23 protein-coding genes are annotated in these 21,864 nt (G+C 47.9%); 16 read left to right on the top strand and 7 right to left on the bottom strand.

Annotated features, from left to right (window positions below; translation table 11 throughout):
* The first annotated feature begins 106 nt into the window (after positions 1 to 106).
* The 6 genes from rhaI (at position 107) to AC6EJC_RS16970 (ending at position 6,839) form a co-directional block, all read left to right on the top strand.
* Positions 107 to 1,327, top strand: coding sequence for an L-rhamnose isomerase (gene rhaI, locus AC6EJC_RS16995; RefSeq protein WP_444954980.1), 1,221 nt, complete (start codon positions 107 to 109; stop codon positions 1,325 to 1,327).
* Positions 1,324 to 2,799 (top strand): rhamnulokinase, encoded by a 1,476-nt coding sequence (gene rhaB, locus AC6EJC_RS16990; RefSeq protein ID WP_444954979.1) that lies wholly within the window; start codon positions 1,324 to 1,326, stop codon positions 2,797 to 2,799. Before rhaI ends, rhaB begins: the two co-directional genes overlap by 4 nt.
* A 20-nt stretch (positions 2,800 to 2,819) precedes the next feature.
* A complete protein-coding gene (locus AC6EJC_RS16985; RefSeq protein WP_444954978.1) occupies positions 2,820 to 3,578 on the top strand; it encodes a DeoR/GlpR family DNA-binding transcription regulator in 759 nt (252 codons plus the stop codon).
* Positions 3,579 to 3,845: 267 nt separating this feature from the next.
* The gene (locus AC6EJC_RS16980) at positions 3,846 to 4,574 is read left to right on the top strand and encodes a (Fe-S)-binding protein (RefSeq protein WP_444954977.1); all 729 of its coding nucleotides are present in this window, start codon (positions 3,846 to 3,848) and stop codon (positions 4,572 to 4,574) included.
* Positions 4,571 to 6,091: a LutB/LldF family L-lactate oxidation iron-sulfur protein gene (locus AC6EJC_RS16975; RefSeq protein WP_444954976.1), complete on the top strand. Its 1,521-nt coding sequence runs from the start codon at positions 4,571 to 4,573 to the stop codon at positions 6,089 to 6,091. The genes AC6EJC_RS16980 and AC6EJC_RS16975 overlap by 4 nt, the downstream gene beginning before the upstream one ends.
* The gene (locus AC6EJC_RS16970) at positions 6,084 to 6,839 is read left to right on the top strand and encodes a LutC/YkgG family protein (protein WP_444954975.1); all 756 of its coding nucleotides are present in this window, start codon (positions 6,084 to 6,086) and stop codon (positions 6,837 to 6,839) included. Before AC6EJC_RS16975 ends, AC6EJC_RS16970 begins: the two co-directional genes overlap by 8 nt.
* A gap of 13 nt (positions 6,840 to 6,852) precedes the next feature.
* Here AC6EJC_RS16970 and AC6EJC_RS16965 read toward each other — a convergent pair whose 3' ends face one another.
* From AC6EJC_RS16965 to AC6EJC_RS16940, 6 genes are all read right to left on the bottom strand, one after another.
* Positions 6,853 to 7,035 carry a hypothetical protein gene (locus AC6EJC_RS16965; RefSeq protein WP_444954974.1) on the bottom strand — a complete coding sequence of 61 codons (183 nt, stop codon included), beginning with the start codon at positions 7,033 to 7,035 and terminating at the stop codon, positions 6,853 to 6,855.
* A gap of 220 nt (positions 7,036 to 7,255) precedes the next feature.
* Positions 7,256 to 8,362: a sensor histidine kinase gene (locus AC6EJC_RS16960; RefSeq protein ID WP_444954973.1), complete on the bottom strand. Its 1,107-nt coding sequence runs from the start codon at positions 8,360 to 8,362 to the stop codon at positions 7,256 to 7,258.
* A gap of 15 nt (positions 8,363 to 8,377) precedes the next feature.
* Positions 8,378 to 9,079 carry a response regulator transcription factor gene (locus AC6EJC_RS16955; RefSeq protein WP_444954972.1) on the bottom strand — a complete coding sequence of 234 codons (702 nt, stop codon included), beginning with the start codon at positions 9,077 to 9,079 and terminating at the stop codon, positions 8,378 to 8,380.
* A gap of 111 nt (positions 9,080 to 9,190) precedes the next feature.
* Complete coding sequence (locus AC6EJC_RS16950; RefSeq protein ID WP_444954971.1) at positions 9,191 to 9,718, bottom strand: acyltransferase family protein; 528 nt, start codon at positions 9,716 to 9,718, stop codon at positions 9,191 to 9,193.
* A 14-nt stretch (positions 9,719 to 9,732) separates the two neighbouring features.
* Positions 9,733 to 9,939 (bottom strand): hypothetical protein, encoded by a 207-nt coding sequence (locus AC6EJC_RS16945; protein WP_444954970.1) that lies wholly within the window; start codon positions 9,937 to 9,939, stop codon positions 9,733 to 9,735.
* 258 nt (positions 9,940 to 10,197) lie between these two features.
* Entirely contained in the window at positions 10,198 to 10,623 is a 426-nt protein-coding gene (locus AC6EJC_RS16940) for a CHRD domain-containing protein (RefSeq protein ID WP_444954969.1), read from the bottom strand.
* Between the two features lie 168 nt (positions 10,624 to 10,791).
* On the opposite strand from AC6EJC_RS16940, the gene AC6EJC_RS16935 reads away from it, so the two are divergent.
* The 3 genes from AC6EJC_RS16935 (at position 10,792) to AC6EJC_RS16925 (ending at position 13,086) form a co-directional block, all read left to right on the top strand.
* Positions 10,792 to 11,214, top strand: coding sequence for a hypothetical protein (locus AC6EJC_RS16935; protein WP_444954968.1), 423 nt, complete (start codon positions 10,792 to 10,794; stop codon positions 11,212 to 11,214).
* Positions 11,215 to 11,486: 272 nt separating this feature from the next.
* Positions 11,487 to 12,647, top strand: a complete 1,161-nt coding sequence (locus AC6EJC_RS16930) for a rhamnogalacturonan acetylesterase (RefSeq protein WP_444954967.1) — start codon at positions 11,487 to 11,489, stop codon at positions 12,645 to 12,647.
* Between the two features lie 115 nt (positions 12,648 to 12,762).
* Entirely contained in the window at positions 12,763 to 13,086 is a 324-nt protein-coding gene (locus AC6EJC_RS16925) for an MGMT family protein (protein ID WP_444954966.1), read from the top strand.
* A 153-nt stretch (positions 13,087 to 13,239) separates the two neighbouring features.
* Here AC6EJC_RS16925 and AC6EJC_RS16920 read toward each other — a convergent pair whose 3' ends face one another.
* Entirely contained in the window at positions 13,240 to 13,428 is a 189-nt protein-coding gene (locus AC6EJC_RS16920; protein ID WP_103047046.1) for a hypothetical protein, read from the bottom strand.
* Between the two features lie 319 nt (positions 13,429 to 13,747).
* Here AC6EJC_RS16920 and AC6EJC_RS16915 point away from each other — a divergent pair, with 319 nt between their 5' ends.
* From AC6EJC_RS16915 to glpX, 7 genes are all read left to right on the top strand, one after another.
* Complete coding sequence (locus AC6EJC_RS16915; RefSeq protein WP_444954965.1) at positions 13,748 to 14,911, top strand: TolC family protein; 1,164 nt, start codon at positions 13,748 to 13,750, stop codon at positions 14,909 to 14,911.
* A gap of 13 nt (positions 14,912 to 14,924) precedes the next feature.
* A complete protein-coding gene (locus tag AC6EJC_RS16910; protein WP_444954964.1) occupies positions 14,925 to 16,385 on the top strand; it encodes an efflux RND transporter periplasmic adaptor subunit in 1,461 nt (486 codons plus the stop codon).
* A 6-nt stretch (positions 16,386 to 16,391) separates the two neighbouring features.
* A complete protein-coding gene (locus AC6EJC_RS16905) occupies positions 16,392 to 17,111 on the top strand; it encodes an ABC transporter ATP-binding protein (protein WP_444954963.1) in 720 nt (239 codons plus the stop codon).
* The gene (locus tag AC6EJC_RS16900) at positions 17,108 to 18,319 is read left to right on the top strand and encodes an ABC transporter permease (protein ID WP_444954962.1); all 1,212 of its coding nucleotides are present in this window, start codon (positions 17,108 to 17,110) and stop codon (positions 18,317 to 18,319) included. The genes AC6EJC_RS16905 and AC6EJC_RS16900 overlap by 4 nt, the downstream gene beginning before the upstream one ends.
* A gap of 158 nt (positions 18,320 to 18,477) precedes the next feature.
* A complete protein-coding gene (locus tag AC6EJC_RS16895; protein ID WP_444954961.1) occupies positions 18,478 to 19,173 on the top strand; it encodes a helix-turn-helix transcriptional regulator in 696 nt (231 codons plus the stop codon).
* A 13-nt stretch (positions 19,174 to 19,186) separates the two neighbouring features.
* Entirely contained in the window at positions 19,187 to 19,990 is an 804-nt protein-coding gene (locus tag AC6EJC_RS16890; RefSeq protein WP_444954960.1) for a pyruvate, water dikinase regulatory protein, read from the top strand.
* 222 nt (positions 19,991 to 20,212) lie between these two features.
* Complete coding sequence (gene glpX / locus AC6EJC_RS16885) at positions 20,213 to 21,190, top strand: class II fructose-bisphosphatase (protein WP_444954959.1); 978 nt, start codon at positions 20,213 to 20,215, stop codon at positions 21,188 to 21,190.
* The last annotated feature ends 674 nt before the right edge of the window (positions 21,191 to 21,864 follow it).

Here is a 21,864-nt window from a genome sequence, read left to right as displayed (position 1 = left end):
GAAGCGAAGAGAGGTAGCTAACATTTTAAAATAGAAGACTTTATGGATGGTCAGCAGCGAAGCGGCCTCCATCATAACTCACTTCATTTTCCAAGGAGGAACCACGATGAGTGACAAAGCGTACGCCTTATTCGAGGAACAACAGCAACAACGAGGCATAGACCTGGAGCAAGTAAAGACAAAGCTGAAAGCGCTTAGCATAGAAACACCTTCCTGGGGATATGGCGACTCAGGTACACGGTTTAAGGTCTTTCAGAAAACGGGCGTGCCGCGTGATCCGTTCGAAAAGTTGGAGGATGCCGCGCAGGTTCATGCCGTGACAGGCTTATGTCCATCGGTTGCCATTCATATCCCGTGGGATAAAGTAGACAATTACGGCAAGCTTCGCAGTCATGCCGAAAGCCTGGGACTGCAGCTTGGGGCGGTTAACCCGAATCTGTTTCAAGACGAGGACTACATGCTCGGCAGTGTCACCAATGTAGACCCGGCAATCCGCCGCAAGGCTACAAACCATTTACTGGAATGCGTGGATATTGCGAAGGAAACGGGTTCCAACGATTTTAGCTTATGGTTCGCAGACGGAACGAATTATCCCGGTCAGGGGGACATTCGCAAACGGAAAAATTGGATGCTGGAGGCGCTCAGTGAAATGTATAAGGCGCTCACGCCTGACATGCGCATGCTGATTGAATACAAGGCGTTCGAGCCGGCCTTTTATCATACGGATATTGCCGATTGGGGCATGGCGTACAATTACGCGACCAAGCTGGGGCCGCAAGCACAGGTGCTTGTGGATACAGGGCATCATTTGCCGGGAGCCAACGTGGAGCATATTGTCGCGTTTCTAATTGATGAGAAGCGACTAGGTGGTTTCCATTTTAACAGCTATAAATATGCGGATGATGATCTGATCGTAGGTTCCGCAAATCCGTATGAGTTATTTTTGATCTTTTATCAGATTTTAAATGCGGCTCAGGATGTAGAGGCGGATGTCCGTCAAACCGTGGATAAGATCGCTTACTTGATCGACCAGTCGCACAATATTGAACCAAAAATCCCGGCCATGATTCGCTCGGTACTGAATGTGCAGACTCAATATGCGAAGGCACTCCTGATCAATCATGCAGAGGTGGAGGAAGCGGCGAGCCGTCAGGATGTGCTGGGTGCGGAGAATGCCGTGCGCCAAGCGTTTGAGTTTGATGTGGCACCATTGCTCAAAGCGATCCGTGAAGAGCAAGGATTACCTGTTGACCCGATGAAGGCCTACTTAGCGTCTGAGTATGGCACGCAGATTTTGCAAAGAGGCAAGGGTGGTGCAAGCTGGTGAGCATCCTCGCTTATGATTTGGGGGCAAGCAGCGGCAGGGTTCTGCTCGGAAAATTGACAGATTCACGTATAGTGGTGGAGGAAATCCATCGCTTTTCGAATGATCCGGTCAAGGTTGGGGAACGTCTGCACTGGGATATGTTGCGTCTGTATCACGAGGTTCAGCAAGGATTGCTCAAAGCCAAGCATATGGGAGTAAATCCGTCCAGCCTTGCGATTGACTCCTGGGCGGTCGATTTTGGATTGATTGGGGAAACGGGAGAACTGCTGGGTAACCCTTATCATTATCGGGATTGGCACACCCACGGGGTGATGGAAGAAATACAGGGACGGCTGGGAAAAGAGTTTATTTTTCAGCGCACAGGCATTCAGTTTTTGACGTTTAATACGATTTATCAGCTGGCTGCTATGAGAAAAGCAAGATCGCCGTTACTGGAGCAGGCAGAGCATTTCTTGATGATTCCTGATCTTTTGCGATATTTTCTGACAGGTGAAATGTACAATGAGTTCTCTAATGCGACCAGCACGCAATTATATAATCCGTTGCAGCAAAAATGGGATGATGAGCTTTTGTCTGGAATCAACATTCCCCGTTCCTGGTTTGGAGAGGTACTGGAGCCAGGAAATGTTGCAGGAACCATCCGCTCGTCGGTCATGACCGATCTGGGCATTGGAGCGATTCCTGTGATTGCAGTAGCAGAGCATGATACGGGATCTGCTGTGGCTGCCGTGCCTGCGCTGAAGCGCTCGTTTGCGTACTTGAGCTGCGGAACATGGTCCCTGATGGGAACGGAAACGGCACAGCCTGTAATCAATGACGATACGCTTCGTTTCAATTTTACGAACGAAGGTGGGGTCGGTCGAACTTACAGGCTGCTTAAAAACATCATGGGCTTGTGGATTTTACAGGAGGCGCGCAGAGAGTGGGAGCGGCAGGGAAGCTCCTATTCCTTCCCCGAGCTGGTTCATATGGCAGAGCAGGCTCCGGCGTTCACTTCTTTCATTGACCCGGACGATGAACTGTTTCTGCATGCCGGGGATATGAAAACACGTCTCCGCCAATATTGCCGCAATACCGGACAGCCCTTGCCGGAGACGCCGGGAGAGATCACACGCTGTATTTTGGAAAGTCTGGCGTTAAAGTACCGTTACATTTTGGAGCTTACGGAACGAGTGTCAGGACAACGGTTTAATGGTTTGCATATGGTCGGCGGGGGGATTCAAAATCGCTTGCTATGCCAATGGACGGCCAATTCGATTCAAAAACCAGTGTGGGCGGGACCCGCAGAAGCGAGCGCAATCGGCAATCTTGCGGTACAATGGATGACACAGGGAAAGTTCGCCGATATATGGGAAGCACGCCGGGTCATCGCGGATTCTATTTCCGTGGAGGAATATGAACCTGCCGAGTCAGAAGCGTGGGAGGATGCCTATGGGCGATTCCGGCGGGTGGCGGGACTTTTTGTACATTAAAGATGTGGAGTGAGATTGCCATGCTGGTCGCAGAAAGATATGAGATGATTGTGCAGCTCGTTAATGAAAAAGGAAGCATACGGGTGTCGGAATTGAGTGAGCTGTGCAAAGTAACGGAGGAAACGATTCGCCGCGATCTGGATCGCCTGGAGCAGGCGGGACGACTGCGTCGTTCGCATGGGGGAGCGGTCAGTGTCAAAAACGAGCAGCCCGAAACGCCCTATGCGGTACGTGAAATTATGAACGCAGAGGAAAAGCGCCGGATTGCCGAGGAAGCGGTCAAGCAGATTCAGCCGCATGATCGTATTTTGCTGGATGCCAGCACGACTGCCTGGTATATGGCGTCCAGTTTGCCGGATATCCCTTTGACTATATTAACGAATTCGATTCGGGTAGCTACAGAGCTGGCGGGTAAGGAAAAAATCGAGGTCATTTCGACGGGGGGACAGTTGCTTCAACGTTCACTGTCGTTTGTAGGCCCGCTCGCGGAGCGTTCATTAGAAACCTATTATGTGGATAAGCTGTTTTTTTCCAGCCAGGGGGTTCATCTGGATCGTGGCATTAGTGAATCGAATGAGCTGCAAGCTCGTTTGAAGCAGAAAATGGTCAGCATTGCAGACCGCGTGATTTTACTGGCGGATGCGAGCAAATTTGGGCAGCAGGCGTTTACGCATGTCGTGAAATTATCGCAGGTGTCCGAGATTATTACGGATTCACGGTTGTCGGACCCGATTCGCAGTCAGTTGTCGGAGCTGTCGATTCCAGTTACGGTTGTGTAAAGCGGGGAGTTTCCAAGGTGAAGGCCGCTTTGCGTTTCATTAGATCTTACGATCGCTGTTGCAGTGGGATTCTTTGATGATGTAAAAAGTTATAAGCGAGAAGCCCACTGCAAGCTTCTAAATTATCACTTCCCCGGATTTTTAGCATTGAGTAAAAAATCTGGGGGCAACAGCGATGGGAAGCACCATCCGACTGCGCATTGGCACCAAAGGTAACTTTTCAGTTATAAAGTAATAGCTATTCCATGGACGGGAGGGGTGTTCCGTATGAAGGTATCTTTATTTATTACCTGCCTAAGTGATGCGATTTATCCCAGAGTGGGGGAAGCGATGGCGCGCTTGCTTGCCAGATATGGTGTTCAGCTGGATTTTCCGAAGGTGCAGACATGCTGCGGACAGCCGTCCTATAACAGCGGCTATTGGGATGAAACGAGAGTTGCGGCCAAAACGATTTTGAAAGCGTTTAACGACAGCGATTTTGTCGTATCCCCCTCCGGTTCCTGCACATATATGATTCATCATTACCCGGAGTTGTTTAAGGATGAGCCCGAATGGCTGGACTCCGCACGGAGGCTGGAGCAAAAGACGTATGAGTTTACGCAATTTATGGTGCAGGTGCTTGGCGTGACCGATGTGGGCGCGTCTTTTCCGCATACGGTAACCTACCACCCGTCTTGCCATGGCACACGTTTGCTCGGCGTGAAGGAGGAACCGATGAAGCTGCTTGGCAGTGTAAAGGGGCTGCAATTAGTACCACTTCCCTTTGCTGAGGACTGCTGTGGCTTTGGCGGGACTTTCGCGGTGAAAATGCCGGATATTTCGGGAGCGATGGTGACTGAAAAAGTGGATCATATCAGGGAGACGGAAGCCGAGGTATTGGTCGGACTGGATATGGCCTGCTTGATGAACATTGCCGGAAATCTTCGGTATCGTCAAGAGCCAGTTCGTGTTATGCATTTGGCTGAGCTGCTGTACGAAGGGGTGAAGCACGCATGACCACCGTACACTCACATTCCATGAACCAAAAGGTCAAAAAACGCGCAGAGCTGGCCCTCAATGATGATTTTCTGCGGAATGCAGTTCGTTTCACTACGGAGCGGCTGCGCAACGGCAAGCGGGTGGCTTCAGAGCAGCACGGAAATTGGGAGGAATGGCGTGAACGGGGCCGTCAAATTCGTCTGCATACCATTGCTCATCTGGACTATTACTTAAATCTATTTGTAGAAAATGCCCGTGCCAACGGGGTGCATATCCATTTTGCCGATACAGCAGCCGATGCCGTACGTATTACATTGGATATTGCTGCGCATAGCCAGGCCCGCTCCGTCGTCAAATCCAAGTCGATGGTGTCGGAGGAGTTGCATTTGAATCAGGCGCTGGAGGGTGCGGATATCGAGACGATTGAAAGTGACCTCGGTGAATATATTATTCAACTAGCAGGAGAGGCCCCGTCCCATATCGTCATTCCGGCCATTCACAAAAACCGCTATCAGATTGCTGAACTGTTATCCAAAGAAGCAGGGGAGGAGCTGTCCGCAGATACGACGATTTTGGCGGGCTTTGTCCGCAAAAAGCTACGCGAAAAGTTTCTGGAAGCGGATATTGGCATGACCGGGTGTAATTTTGCCATCGCCGAGACAGGCTCCATGGTCCTGTTTGAAAATGAAGGCAACGCACGAATGGTATCCACTTTGCCCAAAACGCAAATTACGTTGATGGGCATGGAACGGATTATTCCATCCTGGACGGATTTGGAGGTGATGGCTACATTACTGCCACGATCTGCTACCGGACAGAAGCTGACCATGTACATGTCTGGTATTTCAGGCCCCCGGCGCAGCCAGGATGCCGATGGGCCTGACGAAATGCACATCATCATCGTAGATAACGGACGTTCACTACAGCTAGGCAATCCCGAGTTTCAAGAGCTGTTGAATTGCATTCGCTGCGGGGCTTGCCTGAATGCCTGTCCGGTGTACCGACACATTGGCGGGCACGCGTATGGTGGGACATATAGTGGCCCTATCGGTGCAGTGCTTACGCCTGCCCTTCATGGCAACATCGAAGAGTGGAACGATATTGCAAGTGCGTCCAGTCTGTGCGGTGCGTGTTATGAAGCCTGTCCAGTCAAAATACCGCTGCATGATATGCTGGTATATTTGCGTAGACGCAAGGTGGAGGCGGGACAAGGAGATAAGCTGGAAACGGCAGGAATGAAAGGTTTTGCGACCGTGGTTTCCAGCTCGAAGCGATTCGCAGCGGCGATTCGGCTAGGGCAGATTGCACAGAAAGCGGTCGTCCGTAAGGGCGAAATCACCCTAAAGCTGGGCCCCCTAAAGGGATGGAATACGTACCGGGTAGCCCCCTCTCTGGCGAAAAAATCCTTCCGTCAGCAATGGAACACGCTGGAGCATAAGCTGGAGCAGGAACGCAACGTGATGCAGCCGGATGTTCTCAGCCGAATGGAGAAGATTTTGGCAGATAGAAGTAAAGGAGGGACGCAGCATGAGTGAACAGAGTAATCCTTCTGCGCAAGCAAAAGCGGCCCATGAAGCGTGGCTTCATCAAATGGAAGTTGAATCCCGTGCCAAGCAGGTACGCTTTATGGACGGCATCGCGACGCGGCTCAAGCGTCCACGACAAACGGAGCCGCCAGTTCAGCCGTTTCGCGGGGCACCTACATTTTGGCACGAATTCGAATGGAGCGCGGAGCGGCGCATCGAGGAGTTCACCGCCAACTTTACAAGTGTTGGCGGGCATGTCGTGCGACTGCCGGATTTGGAGCAGACCGCAGACTGGATCGCGCTCAAAGCGCGAGAGCTGGGAGCGGCCTATATCGTCCGGCAGAATGAGCCGGACCTGGATGCGCTCCAGTTGGAGACAGCGCTGCCGAAAGTCCGACTGTCGGTGTGGAACACCGATCCAGCCGAAGACTGGAAGGCCCGCGTCGCCGAGGCGGATATCGGCATCGTCATGGCCGATGAGGCCGCCGCCTACACCGGCTCGGTGGCGGTGCTATCCTCGCCGGAGAAAGGCCGTGCGGTCAGCCTATTGCCGACCGTGCTGATTATTCTTCTGCCGGTGGAGCGATTGCGAACACGACTCGGTGAGATTTTAGGCCGTTTTGACGAAGCCGGGCGAGAGCAATTGCCCGCAGGCATTCATTTTATTACTGGACCCAGCCGCTCATCGGATATTGAAAATGATTTGACGATCGGCGTACATGGACCCGGCATCGTCTTTACGTTGTTGATTGGTTAGTTTATAGGTGGAGTTAGCAGGTAGACTGGCGGACCTTTAATTCAAAAGCAAGGGAGGCAGGCTCCAAAGGCTGGCCGTTCAACTGTCGATACAACGTACGGAACATTTCCAGTCCGATTCGCTGCAACGGATTCGTAATATTGGTCAGCCCCATGGCGTCGGCTACCTGACTTTCGTCGGCTTCAAAATCGACCACTGCCAACAGCTTCTACTGGTACCAAAAGATTATTGAATCCAATGGGGAAGTGTTGTTTGAAACGCAAAAATAAAGGAATATAATCCTTAATTCCATAAAAGTAGGAACGAACCGGCCAAAGATACGATCTAATGGCTGGTTCGTTTGTTTATGTGCAGGAGTAGAATGGAAGGGGGCGAATTGGATATGAACGCTGTACATTGGTTAGTTTGTACACCGCCTAACGAGCATGATAGAGCGGAAAACGGGTTTCAAAATCCGTTTGTCTGCGATTGCTCCTAACCGAAATGCGGCCACCGTGCAGCTCGGTAATACTTTTTGTAATCGCAAGGCCCAGTCCGGTGCCTCCGGTTTCCTTGGAACGTGATTTGTCCACCCGGTAAAACCGTTCAAACAAGTGCGGGACATCTTCCGCAGGAATTGGGGTGCCGTAGTTGGTGCAGATTACCACTGCTTCGTCGTCTTCGCGTCCTATGGTGATATCGAGGCGTTTGCCGTCTTTTCCGTATCGAATAGCGTTGGAAAACAAATTTTCATACAGGCGCACCAGCTCGTCCGTATCGGCCAAAATCCGAACAGGCTCGATGATTCGGACACGGTAGGACATGTCCGCCTGTTCCAGCGAGGGCACAAATTCCTCAGCAAGCTGAGTGAGCAATTTGCTGAGGTCTACAGGCTCCAGCTCCAGTGGCAAGCTGCCACCGCTCACACGTGTGTATTCAAATAGCTCGTCAATCAGCTTTTTAAGCGTCAGCGACTTTTCATAAGCAATGTTCACATAATAGCGCAGCTCGATTTCGTCCCGGTAGCGGTCGGTTTCAATATATTCCAGAAAACCGATCACGGATGTTAGCGGGGTACGAAGATCGTGGGATACGCCGGTGATCAGGTCGTTTTTGGCTTTGGCGGAAGCCCGTTCTTCTTCCAGCGAGAGACGGAGCTTGTCCGCCATGGTGTTCATATTTTTCGCCAAGGTACCCAGCTCATCTGCTGAAGAAACAGGAATCGTGTAGGAAAGGTCTCCGTCCGCAAACTCCTGCATCCCAGTTGTAATTTCGCGTAGATAGCCAATTGTATTTTTGGTAAAAAGGAAAAAGAAATAGAGATATAAAGGCAGCCCTGCAACCAGCATGATCAGTGGGGAACCAATGTGATTCACGGTCCAGCGGATCAGACGAGTGCCAAAAAATGAACGGGAAGGGTTCAGCCATAACAGCAAAGACGCTCCATAATAAAACACCATCAAAATCAGTCCGGTTAAAGTGAAAGCGGCAAGGCTAAGGGCTACTAGTTTCCATCCCAACGTATCGTATCGTTTTGCCTTCAAGACGTGAATCCTCCATTAATCGAATTTTTCCATTTTGTAGCCGATGCCCCATATCGTTTTCAGGTATTTGGGTTTTCTCGGATCAGCCTCGATTTTCTCGCGAATTTTACGCACATGAACCATCAGCGTGTTGTTGGATTCCAGATATTGCTCCTTCCACACTTTTTCATAGATCTGTTCCATGCTCAGCACTTGACCGCGATTACGGGCCAAAAGCTCGACAATGGCAAATTCGCGCGGGGTCAGCTTAATGGACTCTCCGGCGAGAGTGACTTCATGCGTAGCAGAGTTAATGGAGAGTTCATCCAGGATCATTTCATGCTCCAATACAGGGGACGAGTGGGTATATTTCCGTACTCTGCGCAGCTGCGATTTGATGCGTGCCACCAGCTCCAGCGGACTGAACGGCTTTGTGACATAATCATCTGCCCCAACGCTGAGCCCTGTAATTTTGTCCATATCTTGTCCCTTCGCAGACAACATAATGATCGGAAAATGCTCGGTTTCCCTGATCTTCATACAGGCTTCAACCCCGTCCATATTGGGCATCATCACATCAAGCACCATCATATCTATCGTTTCCCGACTGACCTGCTCCAGCGCTTCCAGTCCGTCCCGTGCCATGAGCAGACGATATCCCTCATTTTCCAAATAAATTTGCATGAGCTTAATAATTTCAGGTTCATCATCTACTAATAAAATAGTTCCGTTATGCATGGTTGTGCTCCCTTTCTGTTCTTTCCAGCAGTATACAATATGGGCGTATTATATACCTTTTTATAGATGGAGACTATGGAACCCTTATCTCAGGCTGACAGTTTGGTGTTATTAGCCTTTGGTTAGTACTGTTTCGGGTGATGAAATAGGATCTTTTTGCTTGAATTGCCTTTTTCCTATTTCCGGTAGTTGACCGAACAAGATCCATGCAAATGGCAGGAAACGGGCGATGATAGACACGACAATCCAGGAGCAAAGAAGTGCACAGAAAAAACCTCCGTCGTACCACACATGAATAAGCTGCGGCGAACCGATGTGCGGTGAAAACTGCCGATAGAGGAGCAGGAAGAACGGATGAATCAGATACACACCAAAGGACAGTGAGCCCAGACATTCCAGCTTGCGAGTGACAAAGGAATGTTGTCGTCTATACATTAGAAAGGAGATCTGTAGTAATACCAGCGTGCTAGACAGGCTGTACATATTATACATAAGTTCAAAAACTAGCGAATTGTACGAAGTTCCATACATTCTATTTTCGTACCACATATAGACACGAATAGTGGCTGAAATCAGCCATATAGCCCAAATTACGATCCATGTCAGCACTCCGGCAAAACTTCGTTCCTTCTTACGCATCAGAAACCACGTTCTCAGCTGCGGGTAGTAGTAACCGAGAGCAGCGCCCAGCTGCCTTTATTTTGAATCTGAAATAAAAATTTGTTGCCAATTACAAATGACCACTGTACCAACAGCCCAATGACAATAGACCATTGTGGAATATGCCGATAACGCTGGAACAGCCACAGTACGAATGGAAATGCAAGATAGAATTGCATCATGATAAAAATATAATACAAATGCGTATACGCTTTGCCTGTGGCCAGCTTCAGAGCAAAGCTTTCCGCAAGCGTGGCTAAGCTTCATTTCCTTTCAGGAGTGAACTGTATCTTGTTGAACTCTTTCTATTAAAAGATAAAGTTCTTAACAACCTGAAAGGGAACGGCATAAGAAATGCTTATGAACTTCTTAACTTTTGTTAAGAATTAAGAAAAAGAACTTCCATAGGGCTCAAAATGAGCAGCTTGGAAGTTCTTTTTAATACTCATGTTCATTCGTTATTTGCAACGTTTGATAGGTGCGCGTCTGATTTGTCCACGAATGACACCGTTCGGATGACGGATCGTGTGGACATTGACGTAGGCGTTGCCCTCTCTAATTTGGCATACCAAATCATTAATGGTTCTGCCTCTGAGCGGACCGGTAAGATCAGACGCACGTAGCACGCCAGTAACGACGCCTCTTCTAACGGTTATCCCAAACTTCGAAGGGCCAAACAGTGTAGCAACAACAGGTCCGTTTTCACCTCTTCGTCCCAGATGAATGTGCGCATCGGTTACCCGTGAAATATTGCGCACAGTCAGTTCGAAGCTTAATTGTTGGCTAGCTTGACGGTAACGAAATTCGGCGGTTCCTGTCGCATTTGTTCTGACAGGAGGCACTTCATTAGCCCCCCTTAAAATGGCTCTAAACTTATTAGACATGACATCCCTCCTTTCCCAGTGTTGGTTTAGTGTATTCACAGGGCCAGAGAAAGGGCTGCGCATTCGCCTATTCATCCAAAGTTGTGTGTTTTACAAGTTATTCAGTCCAAGCACAAAACAAACTTTTTCATAGTCTAATAGTATCTGGTAGAGAGAGGGGGAAAAACCATGGGAACATTTATTGATGGAAGAACATCTCAAAATGCCTCATTTGCAAACTCTATTGCCATTCCGATCACCGTTTTAAATACGCCTCAATTGTTCGGGCAGATCGGATTAAACACACTGGGAGCTACAGGTACGGCACGGGTTCTGCTTAAAGGAACTATATCAGTTCAACTTCCGCTTGCTTTAGTCGGAATTACGATCACCATTGTAAGAGGTACCTTGCCAACCGATCCTCTCGTTTATTCGGCAACGTCTACGTTCAGCTTAAGTATAACGGCTCCGCAGGTCATCACGTTCTCCGCAGATGATTTCGATCCGCCGATTACGCCACAACTGGTGTACACCGCTTTTGTTTCTTCGAACCTACTGGGTACAGTACGAGTAGGCCCAGAGAGCTTTGACGGTATTCTGGTTGCGGATTAATGCAGTAATTTTGAATTAACGAAATTTTGATTCAGGAAGCTTCGCAGTTGTATCTGCGAAGCTTTTTTTGAGTATATACATATAGTGGATCAAGCCCACTATGCAGACTGACAAGTACAAGTTACAGCTTAATGAATAAGCTACTCTTCTTCTGCATAGGAATTAAATAGGTACAACCCTGTATCTATGTGGTGATTTTTTTTGTATGCGCTTACAATTAAGTTTGAAAAATCCTTTTTTGTGCAATCTAAAATTTGAAGGAGGAATGAAGAATGAAGTGGAAAAAAGGATTGACCGGTATGCTTTTAACTGCTTTTTTATGTGGTGCACCGGGTTTGGGCATAGCTACCCCGGCGTATGCATCCACTGGCGACTACAAATTTGATTTTGGGGGAGGTACGGTCGAAGCGGGCTATACCGGAGTGGACGCTTCGCAGTCCTACGACTCAGCACGTGGCTATGGCTTTCGTACCCCTGGGAATATGCGCAATGTCAATGCATCGGGGGCTGGAGTGGCTAGTGATGCGGTACAGTTTCTGGCTACAGGTACGAAAAGCGAGAATACGTTTGACGTAGATCTTCCTCCCGGATTGTATGAGGTGTCGGTTACTTTAGGAGATACCTCCCGTTCGAGTATTGCGGCCGAAGGCGTGTTTCAGGTCATTAATATGACAGGAAATGGAGCCAAGGATCGCTTTCAAATTCCAGTGACAGACGGACAGCTAAATCTGCTGGTTACAGAAGGCAAAGAGGGTGCGGTCTTTACACTCAGTGCATTGGAAATCAGGCAATTGTCTAGCAATCCGGTTACGAATCGAACGATTTATATCGGTGGGGATTCTACTGTATGTAACTATTATCCGCTAGATAGCAGCGTGCAGGCGGGATGGGGTCAACTGCTGCCAGAGTTTGTGAACACGAATACTTTTCAAATTCGCAACATGGCGTCAGGAGGTCAGATCGCTAGAGGTTTCCATCAGGACGGTCAGTTGGAGGCCATCGTCCAATATATCAAGCCGGGGGATTATTTTATTCTCCAATTGGGCATTAATGACACCAATCCAAAGCATAATGAAAGCGAAGCGGAGTTTAAGGACTGGATGCGGGATATGATCCGGCAGGTTAAGGCTAAGGGGGCGACAGTCATCCTGTCAACACCGCAAGGTCGAGCCACTGACTTTAATGCCAACAATGTACACAACGCAGAAAAAAGATGGTATAGAAGCGCTATTTTGGCGCTGGCTCAAGAGGAACAAACGCCTTTGGTCGATCTGAATGTTCTTAGCTCAGCTTATTTCACTTCTATTGGCAAGGAGGCTACGCTGGCCTTGTATATGAACGGTGACGCGCTTCATCCGAACTATGCGGGTGCAAGGGAACTGGCGCGATTGGTAGCGCAGGATTTAAAAAGACAGGGTCTGAGCGGATTCTGAATTTAAAAGTTGGTTTTTCCCCTGTTTCTTACATTTGTAGGAGCAGGGGTTTTTGGCTTCTGTTCAGGGTGCTATAATAATAGAAAAAGCAATAGTAATACGGAGGAATTAGAACATGCAGCCTTTCACTGCCCGTGTGCTTCAAATTATATTGCTGATCCCTGAGGGAAAAGTAATGACTTACGGTCAAATTGCGGCAGAGGCCGGAAGCCCAAGAGGTGCCAGGCAGGTGGTGCGAATTTTGCATACACTGAGCCAAAAACACCGGCTCCCTTGGCATAGAGTAGTCAACCGATTGGGGGAGATTGCTTTGCAGGAGGATGAGTCCGCATCCCTGCAGCGTCTGTATTTGGAGGAGGAAGGCATACGTTTTAATGGAAGCGGGCGTATCCCACTGGATAAATATCTTTATGATCCGCAGGCGGAGATGGAGGAATAGGCGATAAATAAGTTATGGCGGTTTTAGATTTGATTATCACAAAAGATCCGGGACAAATCAATTGTCGATTTGTCCCGGATCTTTTTAATCTAGCAATCTAAGCAGATAACTAGAAGTAATCTGTAATTTATAGCATAAGATTCACTTGTCATTTTATCCGATAAGATGCTGCTGATCCCGTTGAGCAAGGTAAAAAGAAATACTGTTCATCAGCGGTATATCGTTATTTTTCCGGGCTTCCCGGATTAGTTGTTTCTTTTTTTGTTCTGATTCACGTAAAAAGCGGGTCATCCACAAATCAGACGGTTCGTTAGTGGTTGTCATGCGAGTTTCTTTTATCATCTATTAACCCTCCCAGTGAGCGGCTGTTATTCTTTCTCTAGTATATGTTCCAAACCTTAATAGATGCTGTTGGTTTCCTTAAAATTAGCTGAAAATTAGGTAAAGTCCAGGTAAAAACAGGTTAAATCTATATCTAATTGAACGAAAAGTAGTTTACAACGAGTAATCTGGAAGTAAAGGTTACAAAAATGTATTGTTTTGAAACCTTGTACCAACATAAACCTGAAAGTACAATTAGATTGCGAATAGATAGTGGAAATTTATGTCGAAAAGGATTGAAATGATTCGAAGAATGCACCGAAAGGGGAGAGATTCATCTATGAAGCAAAAAGCGGCTGCCGTGCTGCTTGTGTTGTCCTTATCATCAGGCTTGGTCTCCACTGTACAGGCTGACAGTTCATCAGGAAGTACAGCAGCAAGTACGTCAGTTACTTCAACTGCTGCGGCTACATCGAAAACATCATCTGTAACAGGTCAGGTTTTGCCTACATTGACGCTCAAGCAGGCCGCGGAATGGGCACAAACAAACAGTTACAATACACGTACCGCCGAGCGGGACGTAGAGCGTCGTAGAATGGAACTGAAAAATGCAGAAAAGGATCTGGGCAATTCACCTGTCGATTTTATAGACGATGAGTATGTTGATGATGAAACGTCCTGGAGAAATTACAGTTCCTCGACGTTATCCTATCTAGCCAGCAAAAAGCAGGCGCAGTTCGCCAAAGACCAGATTTATTTTAATGTGATGAAAAGCTATCAAAGTGTGTTTGTAGCAGAGAATCAGGTGAAAAATGATCTGGAAGCGCTTGAAATTGCTCAAGCGGAGGAAAAGATTGCACTCGCCAAATTTGCGCGCGGCAAGTTGTCTGAGTATGCGAAAAACGAGAGTACACAGGCCAGAAGCCAGGCTCAGCAAACAGTAGAGCAGGGGAAGATTGCGTTGCAAAAATCTAGGGATGCTCTGAACTTCCTCATGGGACAGCCTAATGGAACAGCTTATGAATTGGTTGATCGGCCCGTGTACAAGGAACCGAAGAAGCTGGATATCGAAATACATATACAACAGCTGATGGGCATGAATCCGAATTTGTGGAAGCTGGAGGACAGCATCAAGACTTCGGAACTCAATGTGAGATATTTCGATTTTAACAGTGGTGCAGGTGCTTATGATCTAGCCAAAATGGATGTGGATACGGCCAAAGAGGAGCTCGACAAGGGTCAAAAGGATTTTGCCGAATCTCTCCGCAATTTGTATGCCACGGTTAAGGAAAACCAAAAGAAATACGTACAACTGGAAGAAAGCTTGCGTACGGCAAAAGAGGGACTGGAGTTATCACGCAAAAAGTGGGCCAGAGGTCTAATTATCGAGCTGGAACTGAAAAATAATCAGTTGAAGGTGAACCAGATTGAACGGCAAATGGAAGAGCTGGCGATTGAGTTGGATCAGAATGAGTACACGTTGAACAAGCCTTGGAGCACATAGGGAGGAAACGGCATTGGCAGAAACAGTTTTAAATGATGCTTTAATAAAGTTACGGAAAAAACGGAGAAAAAAGTGGATCTGGACTGCAATTGTTCTACTGGTTGTAGGCGGAGGCGGAGCGGCAGTATACCTGAATCTGCCCAAAGAGCAGGCCGCACCGTTGGTTCAGGACGAGACGCTTAAAGTGGAGCGCGGGGATGTGAGCGAGAAGCTGGATACGTCCGGTACTGTGCAGGCTTCCAAGGAAGTGAAGCTGAATTTCACAAGCGCAGGCGAAAATAAGCTGGCAGCAGTAAACGTGAAGGCCGGAGACAAGGTGAAAAAAGGGCAGGTTCTGGCGCTTCTGGACAGTTCTGAAATTAAAATGCAAATTCAGAGTGCGTCCGATAATTTGGAAATATCCAAGGCCAAGCTAGCCGAATTGGAAAAGGGGCCAAAGGCCGAAGATATCGAAATTCAAAAGACAAGCGTACTTCGTGCTAAAATGGCGGTCGATACGGCGCAGGAATCATTTGAGCTGGAAGAAGCCGAAAGTCAGAAGAAGGCTTCCCAAAAGCAGTTGGAGCAGGCGCAGAAGGCATATGATGATCAAAAGTTTTTACATGATGCCGGGGCGGTGCCCAACAGTGACTTGGAGCAGGCAGAGCAGGCGCTGGATAAAGCACAGACGGACTATGATGGTCTGGATCTACAGTTCCGCAAAATCATGTCGCAAAAGCGTCACGCCATCGCAGAGGCTGAAATCGGCTACCGTACGGCTATGGCTGAGCTTCGCAAGATTCAGGTTCCAGCCGATGCTTCCAATATTCAAGCCTCACGGATAGAGGTTCGAAGACTGGCGACTGAGCTGGAGCAGAAAAAAAATGAACTGAACAAGCTTCAGGTCACGGCACCGTGGGACGGAGTTATCTTAAAGGTGAACGGGGATGTCGGAACCAGTCCGACGGCTCCATTTATTGTCATGAATAACTCGGATTCCAACGATCTTAAGGTGGTTGTGAAGGTTAATCAGACCGACATTGTCAAGGTGAAAAAAGGACTTTCAGCAGTGTTATCCACCAATGCATATCCGGGCGAATCGTTTCCGGGGAAGGTACAATTCGTCTCACCGGAAGCCTCTACGGATGAAGGGATGACGACGTATCTGATGGAACTGTCTGTTCATGACCCTAAAGGCAAGCTCAAAACGGGCATGATTATGAATGTGGCCGTTATTTTGGGAGTACACAAAAATGTACTGTTCGTACCTGCGACTGCGCTGAGATCCGAAGGGGGACAGGACGGCGTGTATGTTTCCTCTAATAACTCTGCAAGTCCAGGGGCGCGCACATTCAAGCCCGTAGAACTCGGATTTTACACGCCAGATCGAGTCGAGCTCAAGTCAGGTGTGAAGGAGGGTGACACTCTTATTGTGCCTGCTCCTGAACCTCCGCCGGACCCTTCCGCTATGGGCGGCATGCAGGGAGGCTTTTAAACGGGTATGAGATACGTCATTCAGATTGAGGATTTGAAAAAAGTGTATCAGGTCGGAGATCAGGAAATTCATGCCCTGCGTGAGGTGCAACTTGATATTGCTGACGGTGATTTTGTTGCGATCATGGGACCGTCTGGATCAGGCAAGTCCACGATGATGAATGTCATCGGCTGTCTGGATTTGCCTACATCGGGACAATTTTATTTGGACGGTTATTCGATATTGGATGCCCGTGAGGATGAACTGGCTATTATACGTAATCAAAAAATCGGATTTGTATTTCAAAAATTTCATTTGCTCCCGCGAGCAACGGCTTTGGAGAATGTGGAACTGCCTATGATCTATGCGGGTATTCCTGCCAAGGAGCGTCGTTTGCGGGCGATGGAGGCCCTCACTAGCGTAGGTCTAGGCGATCGAATGAACAATAGGCCGAACGAATTGTCAGGTGGTCAGCAGCAACGGGTATCCATTGCGCGCGCACTTGTAAACAATCCGGTTATTCTTTTGGCGGATGAACCGACAGGCGCATTGGACTCCAAAACAAGTGTTGAAATTATGGGGATTTTTCAGCGTCTGAACGATCAGGGGAAGACGGTTGTACTTGTTACTCATGATCAGGAGGTTGCGGAATACGCCAAGCGTCTAATTCATTTTCGTGATGGGCGGATTGAAGAGGATCAGCCTGTTGGGAAACGAAGAATGGCGGCAGAGGAAGTGAAGGTATGAAATTTCGGGAAATTATCCGGGTATCGCTCAACAGTTTGCGAACTAATATGCTGCGGTCCTTACTGACCATGGTGGGCATTATTATCGGAGTGGCCGCTGTGATCACCATTGTAGCTATCGGAAAAGGCTCTACGGCAACGATTACATCGCAGATCAACAGTATGGGAAATAATCTGCTGATGATCTATCCTTATGCCCCATATGATGGGTCCAGCTCCATGTCGTTCAGTCAGACGAAAGGAATATCTCTGGAGGATATCGGTGCGCTAGAGCAGCAAAAAGCAGTAGCAGAGGTAGCACCAAGCGCTATGACCAGTGCGGATATTACGTGGAGTCGCAATAAGGTCAGCGGGCAAATTGAGGGGACTTCGCTGGCATTCGTTCATGTGAGAAAGCTGTCGCTCGCTCAGGGCAGGTCGTTTACCCACTATGAAGTGGATAAACGTATGAATGTGGCCGTGCTTGGGAGTGATGCGGCCCGTAATATTTTTGGCCCGGATGCCTCCAGGGCGGTCGGTGAGACGATCATGATCAAGCAGCTTCCTTTTAAGGTGGTCGGTGTGCTGACAAATTCCAATTCCAATATGAGTAACAGCGGGCAGCAGGTATATGTACCGATTACAACGGGGATGGAACGGCTGGGTAATATGAGCATTCAGCAGGTGAATGCCTCTGCAACAACGGAGGAAAAGATTGATCAGGCAAGTGCTGAAATCCGACAGGTGCTGCGTGTCAGGCATGAGCTGAAGCCATCAGAGGGCGATGATTTTCAGATCATGACCCAGACGGAAATCTTAAAAACAGTGTCCGGGGTTGATCGGATTATGAATATGCTGCTGGCCGGTGTAGCTGCAATTGCGCTTGGCGTTGGCGGTGTTGGCATTATGAATATTATGCTGGTGTCCGTCACGGAACGTACGAGGGAGATCGGGATTCGCAAAGCGATTGGTGCGCAGCGCAGTGATATTATGCTGCAGTTTGTGGCTGAGGCTGTTTTTCTTAGTCTGATGGGCGGACTGGTTGGCGTAATGGTGGGTCTTGGGGGCGCAAAGCTGCTGGAAAAATTCGTCCATATGCCGATTGTGTATTCGATGGAGCCGGTATTGTACTCTTTTCTGTGCTGCATGGGAGTTGGTGTGTTGTTTGGAGTTTATCCGGCGCGAAAGGCATCGAAGCTGCGTCCGATTGATGCTTTAAGATACGAATAGGGGAGCGGGTACTTCGCCTTACTCGAAAGAGTAGGGTGTAAAGTACCCGTTTTTGTGTGTGGAATAAGTGTTTTAAATGATAAAAAAACATGAATAACCACTTTAATTTTATATATGTGATGTTTTATATGCTTTTTAAGGTTGATTTATTATTATATATGACGTATTATATTCAATATCAGATAGCAAGAAAAAAAGGAGGGGCGTTCATCATCGACCTTACGGCAAGACAAGTAGAAATTTTAACCATCGTACAAAAGCATGCCCCGATTACCGGTGATCAGATTGCGGAAATGCTTAATCTCAGCAAGGCGACCATTCGGACCGACCTATCCAAATTGGGCATTCTGAATTACATAGATGCCAAGCCCAAGGTTGGCTATTTTGTTGGAAAGAGGGGCACGCCGAACCGGGAGGAAAAATTCCGGCTTTTGCAAATGAAGGTCGGCGATCTTCACGGGGTTCCAGTCATCGTACGCGAAACAACAACGATTCAGGAAGCTGTCGTAGCTCTTTTTTTGGAAAATGTGAGCAATTTGATCGTCACTGATGAAGACGGAGATTTGGCAGGGGTAGCTTCCCGCAAGGATTTGCTCAAGGTTACGTTGGGCAATCCCAATGCAGCGACCATTCCTGTCAGTCTTGTGATGACCCGACAGGCGAATGTTGTCACCGTTTCCCCAGAGGATACGGTATTAGAGGCAGCACGCAAAATTATTGCCCGTCAAATCGACAGCCTGCCTGTCGTCGTCCCTTCCGACTCCGACAAGCCAGGGGAGCACTGGAAAGTCGTGGGACGCATTACAAAAACGAATATTATTAAAATGTTGCTCGATATGGTAGCAGAGGATTAATGGGAGGAATCGAATGGTTCAGGCGAGCAGTCATTTTATAGCGATCTGTTCAGACTCGATTGGCGAGACGGCAGAAGCTGTCGTACAGGCGACCATGCGCCAATTTGAGTTACCGGACACAGAGATCAAAAGATTTATGAATGTAAGGGATGAAGACGAACTGAGTCGGGTGATGGAGGAAGTTGCCGAGCGTAAAGGCTTTGTAGCTTATACGCTGGTACAGCCGGAATTGAGAGAGGCGATGAAAGAGGAGGCTGTCCGACTAAATGTGCGGGCTGTCGATATTATGGGACCGATGATGCAGGCGTTTGCCGATACGTTCCATAACGATCCCAAAGAGAAGCCCGGTCTGCTGCATCGATTGGATGACAACTATTTTCGTCGTGTGGAAGCCCTGGATTTTGCGGTGCAATATGATGATGGCAAAGATGTGAGCGCCATTCTCAAGGCAGATATTGTATTGCTTGGGGTATCCCGTATTTCCAAAACCCCTTTATCCATGTTTCTCGCGCATAAAGGTTATAAAACGGTCAATATTCCGATTGTACCGGAGCTGACACCGCCTGCACAGTTGAAGGATGTTCAGCATGGTCGAGTTTTCGGATTGACGATCCAGCCGGAGCTACTGTTGAAAATACGCAGTGAGCGACTAAAGGTTATGGGGCTTCCTAATAATGTGCAGTATGCTACATCGACGCGGGTGGAAGAGGAAATTGCGTATGCGCAGTCTTTGTTTAAAGAGCTGAATTGTCCGGTCATTGATGTCACAGATAAAGCGATTGAAGAGACGGCAGGCTTGATTATCAGGATGTTATAGAGCGCAGTAGCTGCTCATATAAACAAAATATAAACCGTAGGATACGGGAGTGTAATAGATAAATAAAGATGGCAGCGTAGCTGCTCTAAAGAAAAGGATTGGCCGTAGGATATAGGAGATTATATATAAATAGTTAAAGAGATAGATGGCAGCATAGCTGCTCTAAAATAATGATTTGCCTAAGGGTAACAATTATTTTTTAGGAGAGGTGGAGGGATAGGTATGGAGAGTCAATTGGCATTGGAATTCGTTCGGGTAACAGAGGCAGCGGCGCTGCAATCGGCACAATGGACAGGGCGTGGAGATAAGAACAGCGCGGACGAGGCGGCTACGGTAGCCATCCGCACTCATTTTAATGCGGTATCAATGGACGGCACGGTCGTCATTGGCGAAGGCGAAATGGATGAGGCTCCCATGCTGTATATCGGGGAAAGAGTAGGCAATCGCAGAGGGCCGGCCATGGACATCGCTGTCGATCCGCTGGAGGGAACGGAAACAGTGGCGAATGGTTTGAATAACGCTCTGTCGGTCATTGCTGCTGCACCTCGTGGTAGTCTACTCCACGCTCCAGATATGTACATGCAAAAAATGGCCGTTGGCGCGGCATTGGCGGGAAAGCTGTCACTTGAGGACCCGATCCCGACTACATTGTCAAAAGCCGCACGCATACTGGGTAAATCCTTGTCCGATCTTACTGTGTCCATTCTGGATCGTACACGGCACGCCGGGATCATCAAGCTTCTGCGGGAAAGCGGCGTTCGAATCAAACTGCTTGGCCATGGGGATGTGATGGGTGCGATTGAAACATGCCTGGATAGTGGTGTAGATTTGCATATCGGCTCTGGCGGGGCTCCTGAGGGTGTATTGGCCGCTGCAGCGCTGAAATGCATGGGCGGAGAAATCCAGGGCCGCCTGCTGCCTCATGGTGAAGAAGAGATTGAGCGTTGCAAACGTATGGGCATTACTGATCCAGGGGCGTTGCTGTCCATGGATGATATGGTTGGACGCCAAGGCGTGATGTTTGTGGCTACAGGTGTGACGCCTGGTGAGTGGTTGCAGGGGGTTCGTTCTCTTCCCGGTCACAGAGCGGAAACCCATTCAGTCGTGATGCACTCTGAAACAAAAACGATTCGCTTCGTGCGGAGTATTCACCATACAGCAGAGTCTTCCGGTACGCTTGCGGCCGCGGCATCCTCTTAAAAATTGAAGTCATGGCTTCCTTCACTTGTGAAGTCAATCATAATGAACTTATAAAACAGCAAGTCTCTAACGACAGGGAGACTTGCTGTTTGGCGTTACTGGTTTTTTGGGGGTGAAGGAGTAAAAGCAGGATATAAATTTCTAGAAAACAGGCACTTTTGAAACAAGATAAAAACGTTTCTATTAGAGTTTGAAAAGTAAATTCATAGCTTTGGAGAGAAAAACTCAATTCGAATTGAACTTTTTAGACGAAGAGTCAAAAAAATATGTTAAATATGGTGCTATAGGACTACAAAATAGCACTATTTATTAAAAAATTAAAGAGTTATTAATTTTGGTTGATGTGAGCTTGGTACAAATTCAATCCATTATATAGGAGGTTAAAGACAGTTGCAAAAAAAGGCGGAATTTGTCGGATGATATCAGGTTGAATTTGTTACATTTATGTTAATGGCATGTAAAGGTAAAATTGTTGCAGGATAAGGGGTTTGGGCTCCATTGTAAATCATAATGAATTTAGTTTTATAAAATTCGTGAAAACCTGAAATGTTGTTTTAAATCAAATTAACAGATCATGATTGGCAGATAATTAATGAGAAAAGAGAAATTGTTGCTTTTGAAGTTTGGAAACAAATAACATAATATAGATTTTGTTTTATTTTTATAAAGCCTAT

Source organism: Paenibacillus sp. TY11, assembly GCF_059772165.1.
Note: the sequence above shows the minus strand (reverse complement) of the source record. Positions and strands in the feature narration are given on the sequence as shown.

What these genes read in the sequence shown, in the direction of transcription:
- rhaI (WP_444954980.1), top strand. Translation starts at nt 107, where the DNA reads ATGAGTGACAAAGCGTACGCCTTATTCGAGGAACAACAGCAACAACGA.
- AC6EJC_RS16985 (WP_444954978.1), top strand. Translation starts at nt 2,820, where the DNA reads ATGCTGGTCGCAGAAAGATATGAGATGATTGTGCAGCTCGTTAATGAA.
- AC6EJC_RS16980 (WP_444954977.1), top strand. Translation starts at nt 3,846, where the DNA reads ATGAAGGTATCTTTATTTATTACCTGCCTAAGTGATGCGATTTATCCC.
- AC6EJC_RS16975 (WP_444954976.1), top strand. Translation starts at nt 4,571, where the DNA reads ATGACCACCGTACACTCACATTCCATGAACCAAAAGGTCAAAAAACGC.
- AC6EJC_RS16970 (WP_444954975.1), top strand. Translation starts at nt 6,084, where the DNA reads ATGAGTGAACAGAGTAATCCTTCTGCGCAAGCAAAAGCGGCCCATGAA.
- AC6EJC_RS16955 (WP_444954972.1), bottom strand. Translation starts at nt 9,079, where the DNA reads ATGCATAACGGAACTATTTTATTAGTAGATGATGAACCTGAAATTATT.
- AC6EJC_RS16950 (WP_444954971.1), bottom strand. Translation starts at nt 9,718, where the DNA reads ATGCGTAAGAAGGAACGAAGTTTTGCCGGAGTGCTGACATGGATCGTA.
- AC6EJC_RS16940 (WP_444954969.1), bottom strand. Translation starts at nt 10,623, where the DNA reads ATGTCTAATAAGTTTAGAGCCATTTTAAGGGGGGCTAATGAAGTGCCT.
- AC6EJC_RS16935 (WP_444954968.1), top strand. Translation starts at nt 10,792, where the DNA reads ATGGGAACATTTATTGATGGAAGAACATCTCAAAATGCCTCATTTGCA.
- AC6EJC_RS16930 (WP_444954967.1), top strand. Translation starts at nt 11,487, where the DNA reads ATGAAGTGGAAAAAAGGATTGACCGGTATGCTTTTAACTGCTTTTTTA.
- AC6EJC_RS16925 (WP_444954966.1), top strand. Translation starts at nt 12,763, where the DNA reads ATGCAGCCTTTCACTGCCCGTGTGCTTCAAATTATATTGCTGATCCCT.
- AC6EJC_RS16920 (WP_103047046.1), bottom strand. Translation starts at nt 13,428, where the DNA reads ATGATAAAAGAAACTCGCATGACAACCACTAACGAACCGTCTGATTTG.
- AC6EJC_RS16915 (WP_444954965.1), top strand. Translation starts at nt 13,748, where the DNA reads ATGAAGCAAAAAGCGGCTGCCGTGCTGCTTGTGTTGTCCTTATCATCA.
- AC6EJC_RS16905 (WP_444954963.1), top strand. Translation starts at nt 16,392, where the DNA reads ATGAGATACGTCATTCAGATTGAGGATTTGAAAAAAGTGTATCAGGTC.
- AC6EJC_RS16900 (WP_444954962.1), top strand. Translation starts at nt 17,108, where the DNA reads ATGAAATTTCGGGAAATTATCCGGGTATCGCTCAACAGTTTGCGAACT.
- AC6EJC_RS16895 (WP_444954961.1), top strand. Translation starts at nt 18,478, where the DNA reads ATGACGTATTATATTCAATATCAGATAGCAAGAAAAAAAGGAGGGGCG.
- AC6EJC_RS16890 (WP_444954960.1), top strand. Translation starts at nt 19,187, where the DNA reads ATGGTTCAGGCGAGCAGTCATTTTATAGCGATCTGTTCAGACTCGATT.
- glpX (WP_444954959.1), top strand. Translation starts at nt 20,213, where the DNA reads ATGGAGAGTCAATTGGCATTGGAATTCGTTCGGGTAACAGAGGCAGCG.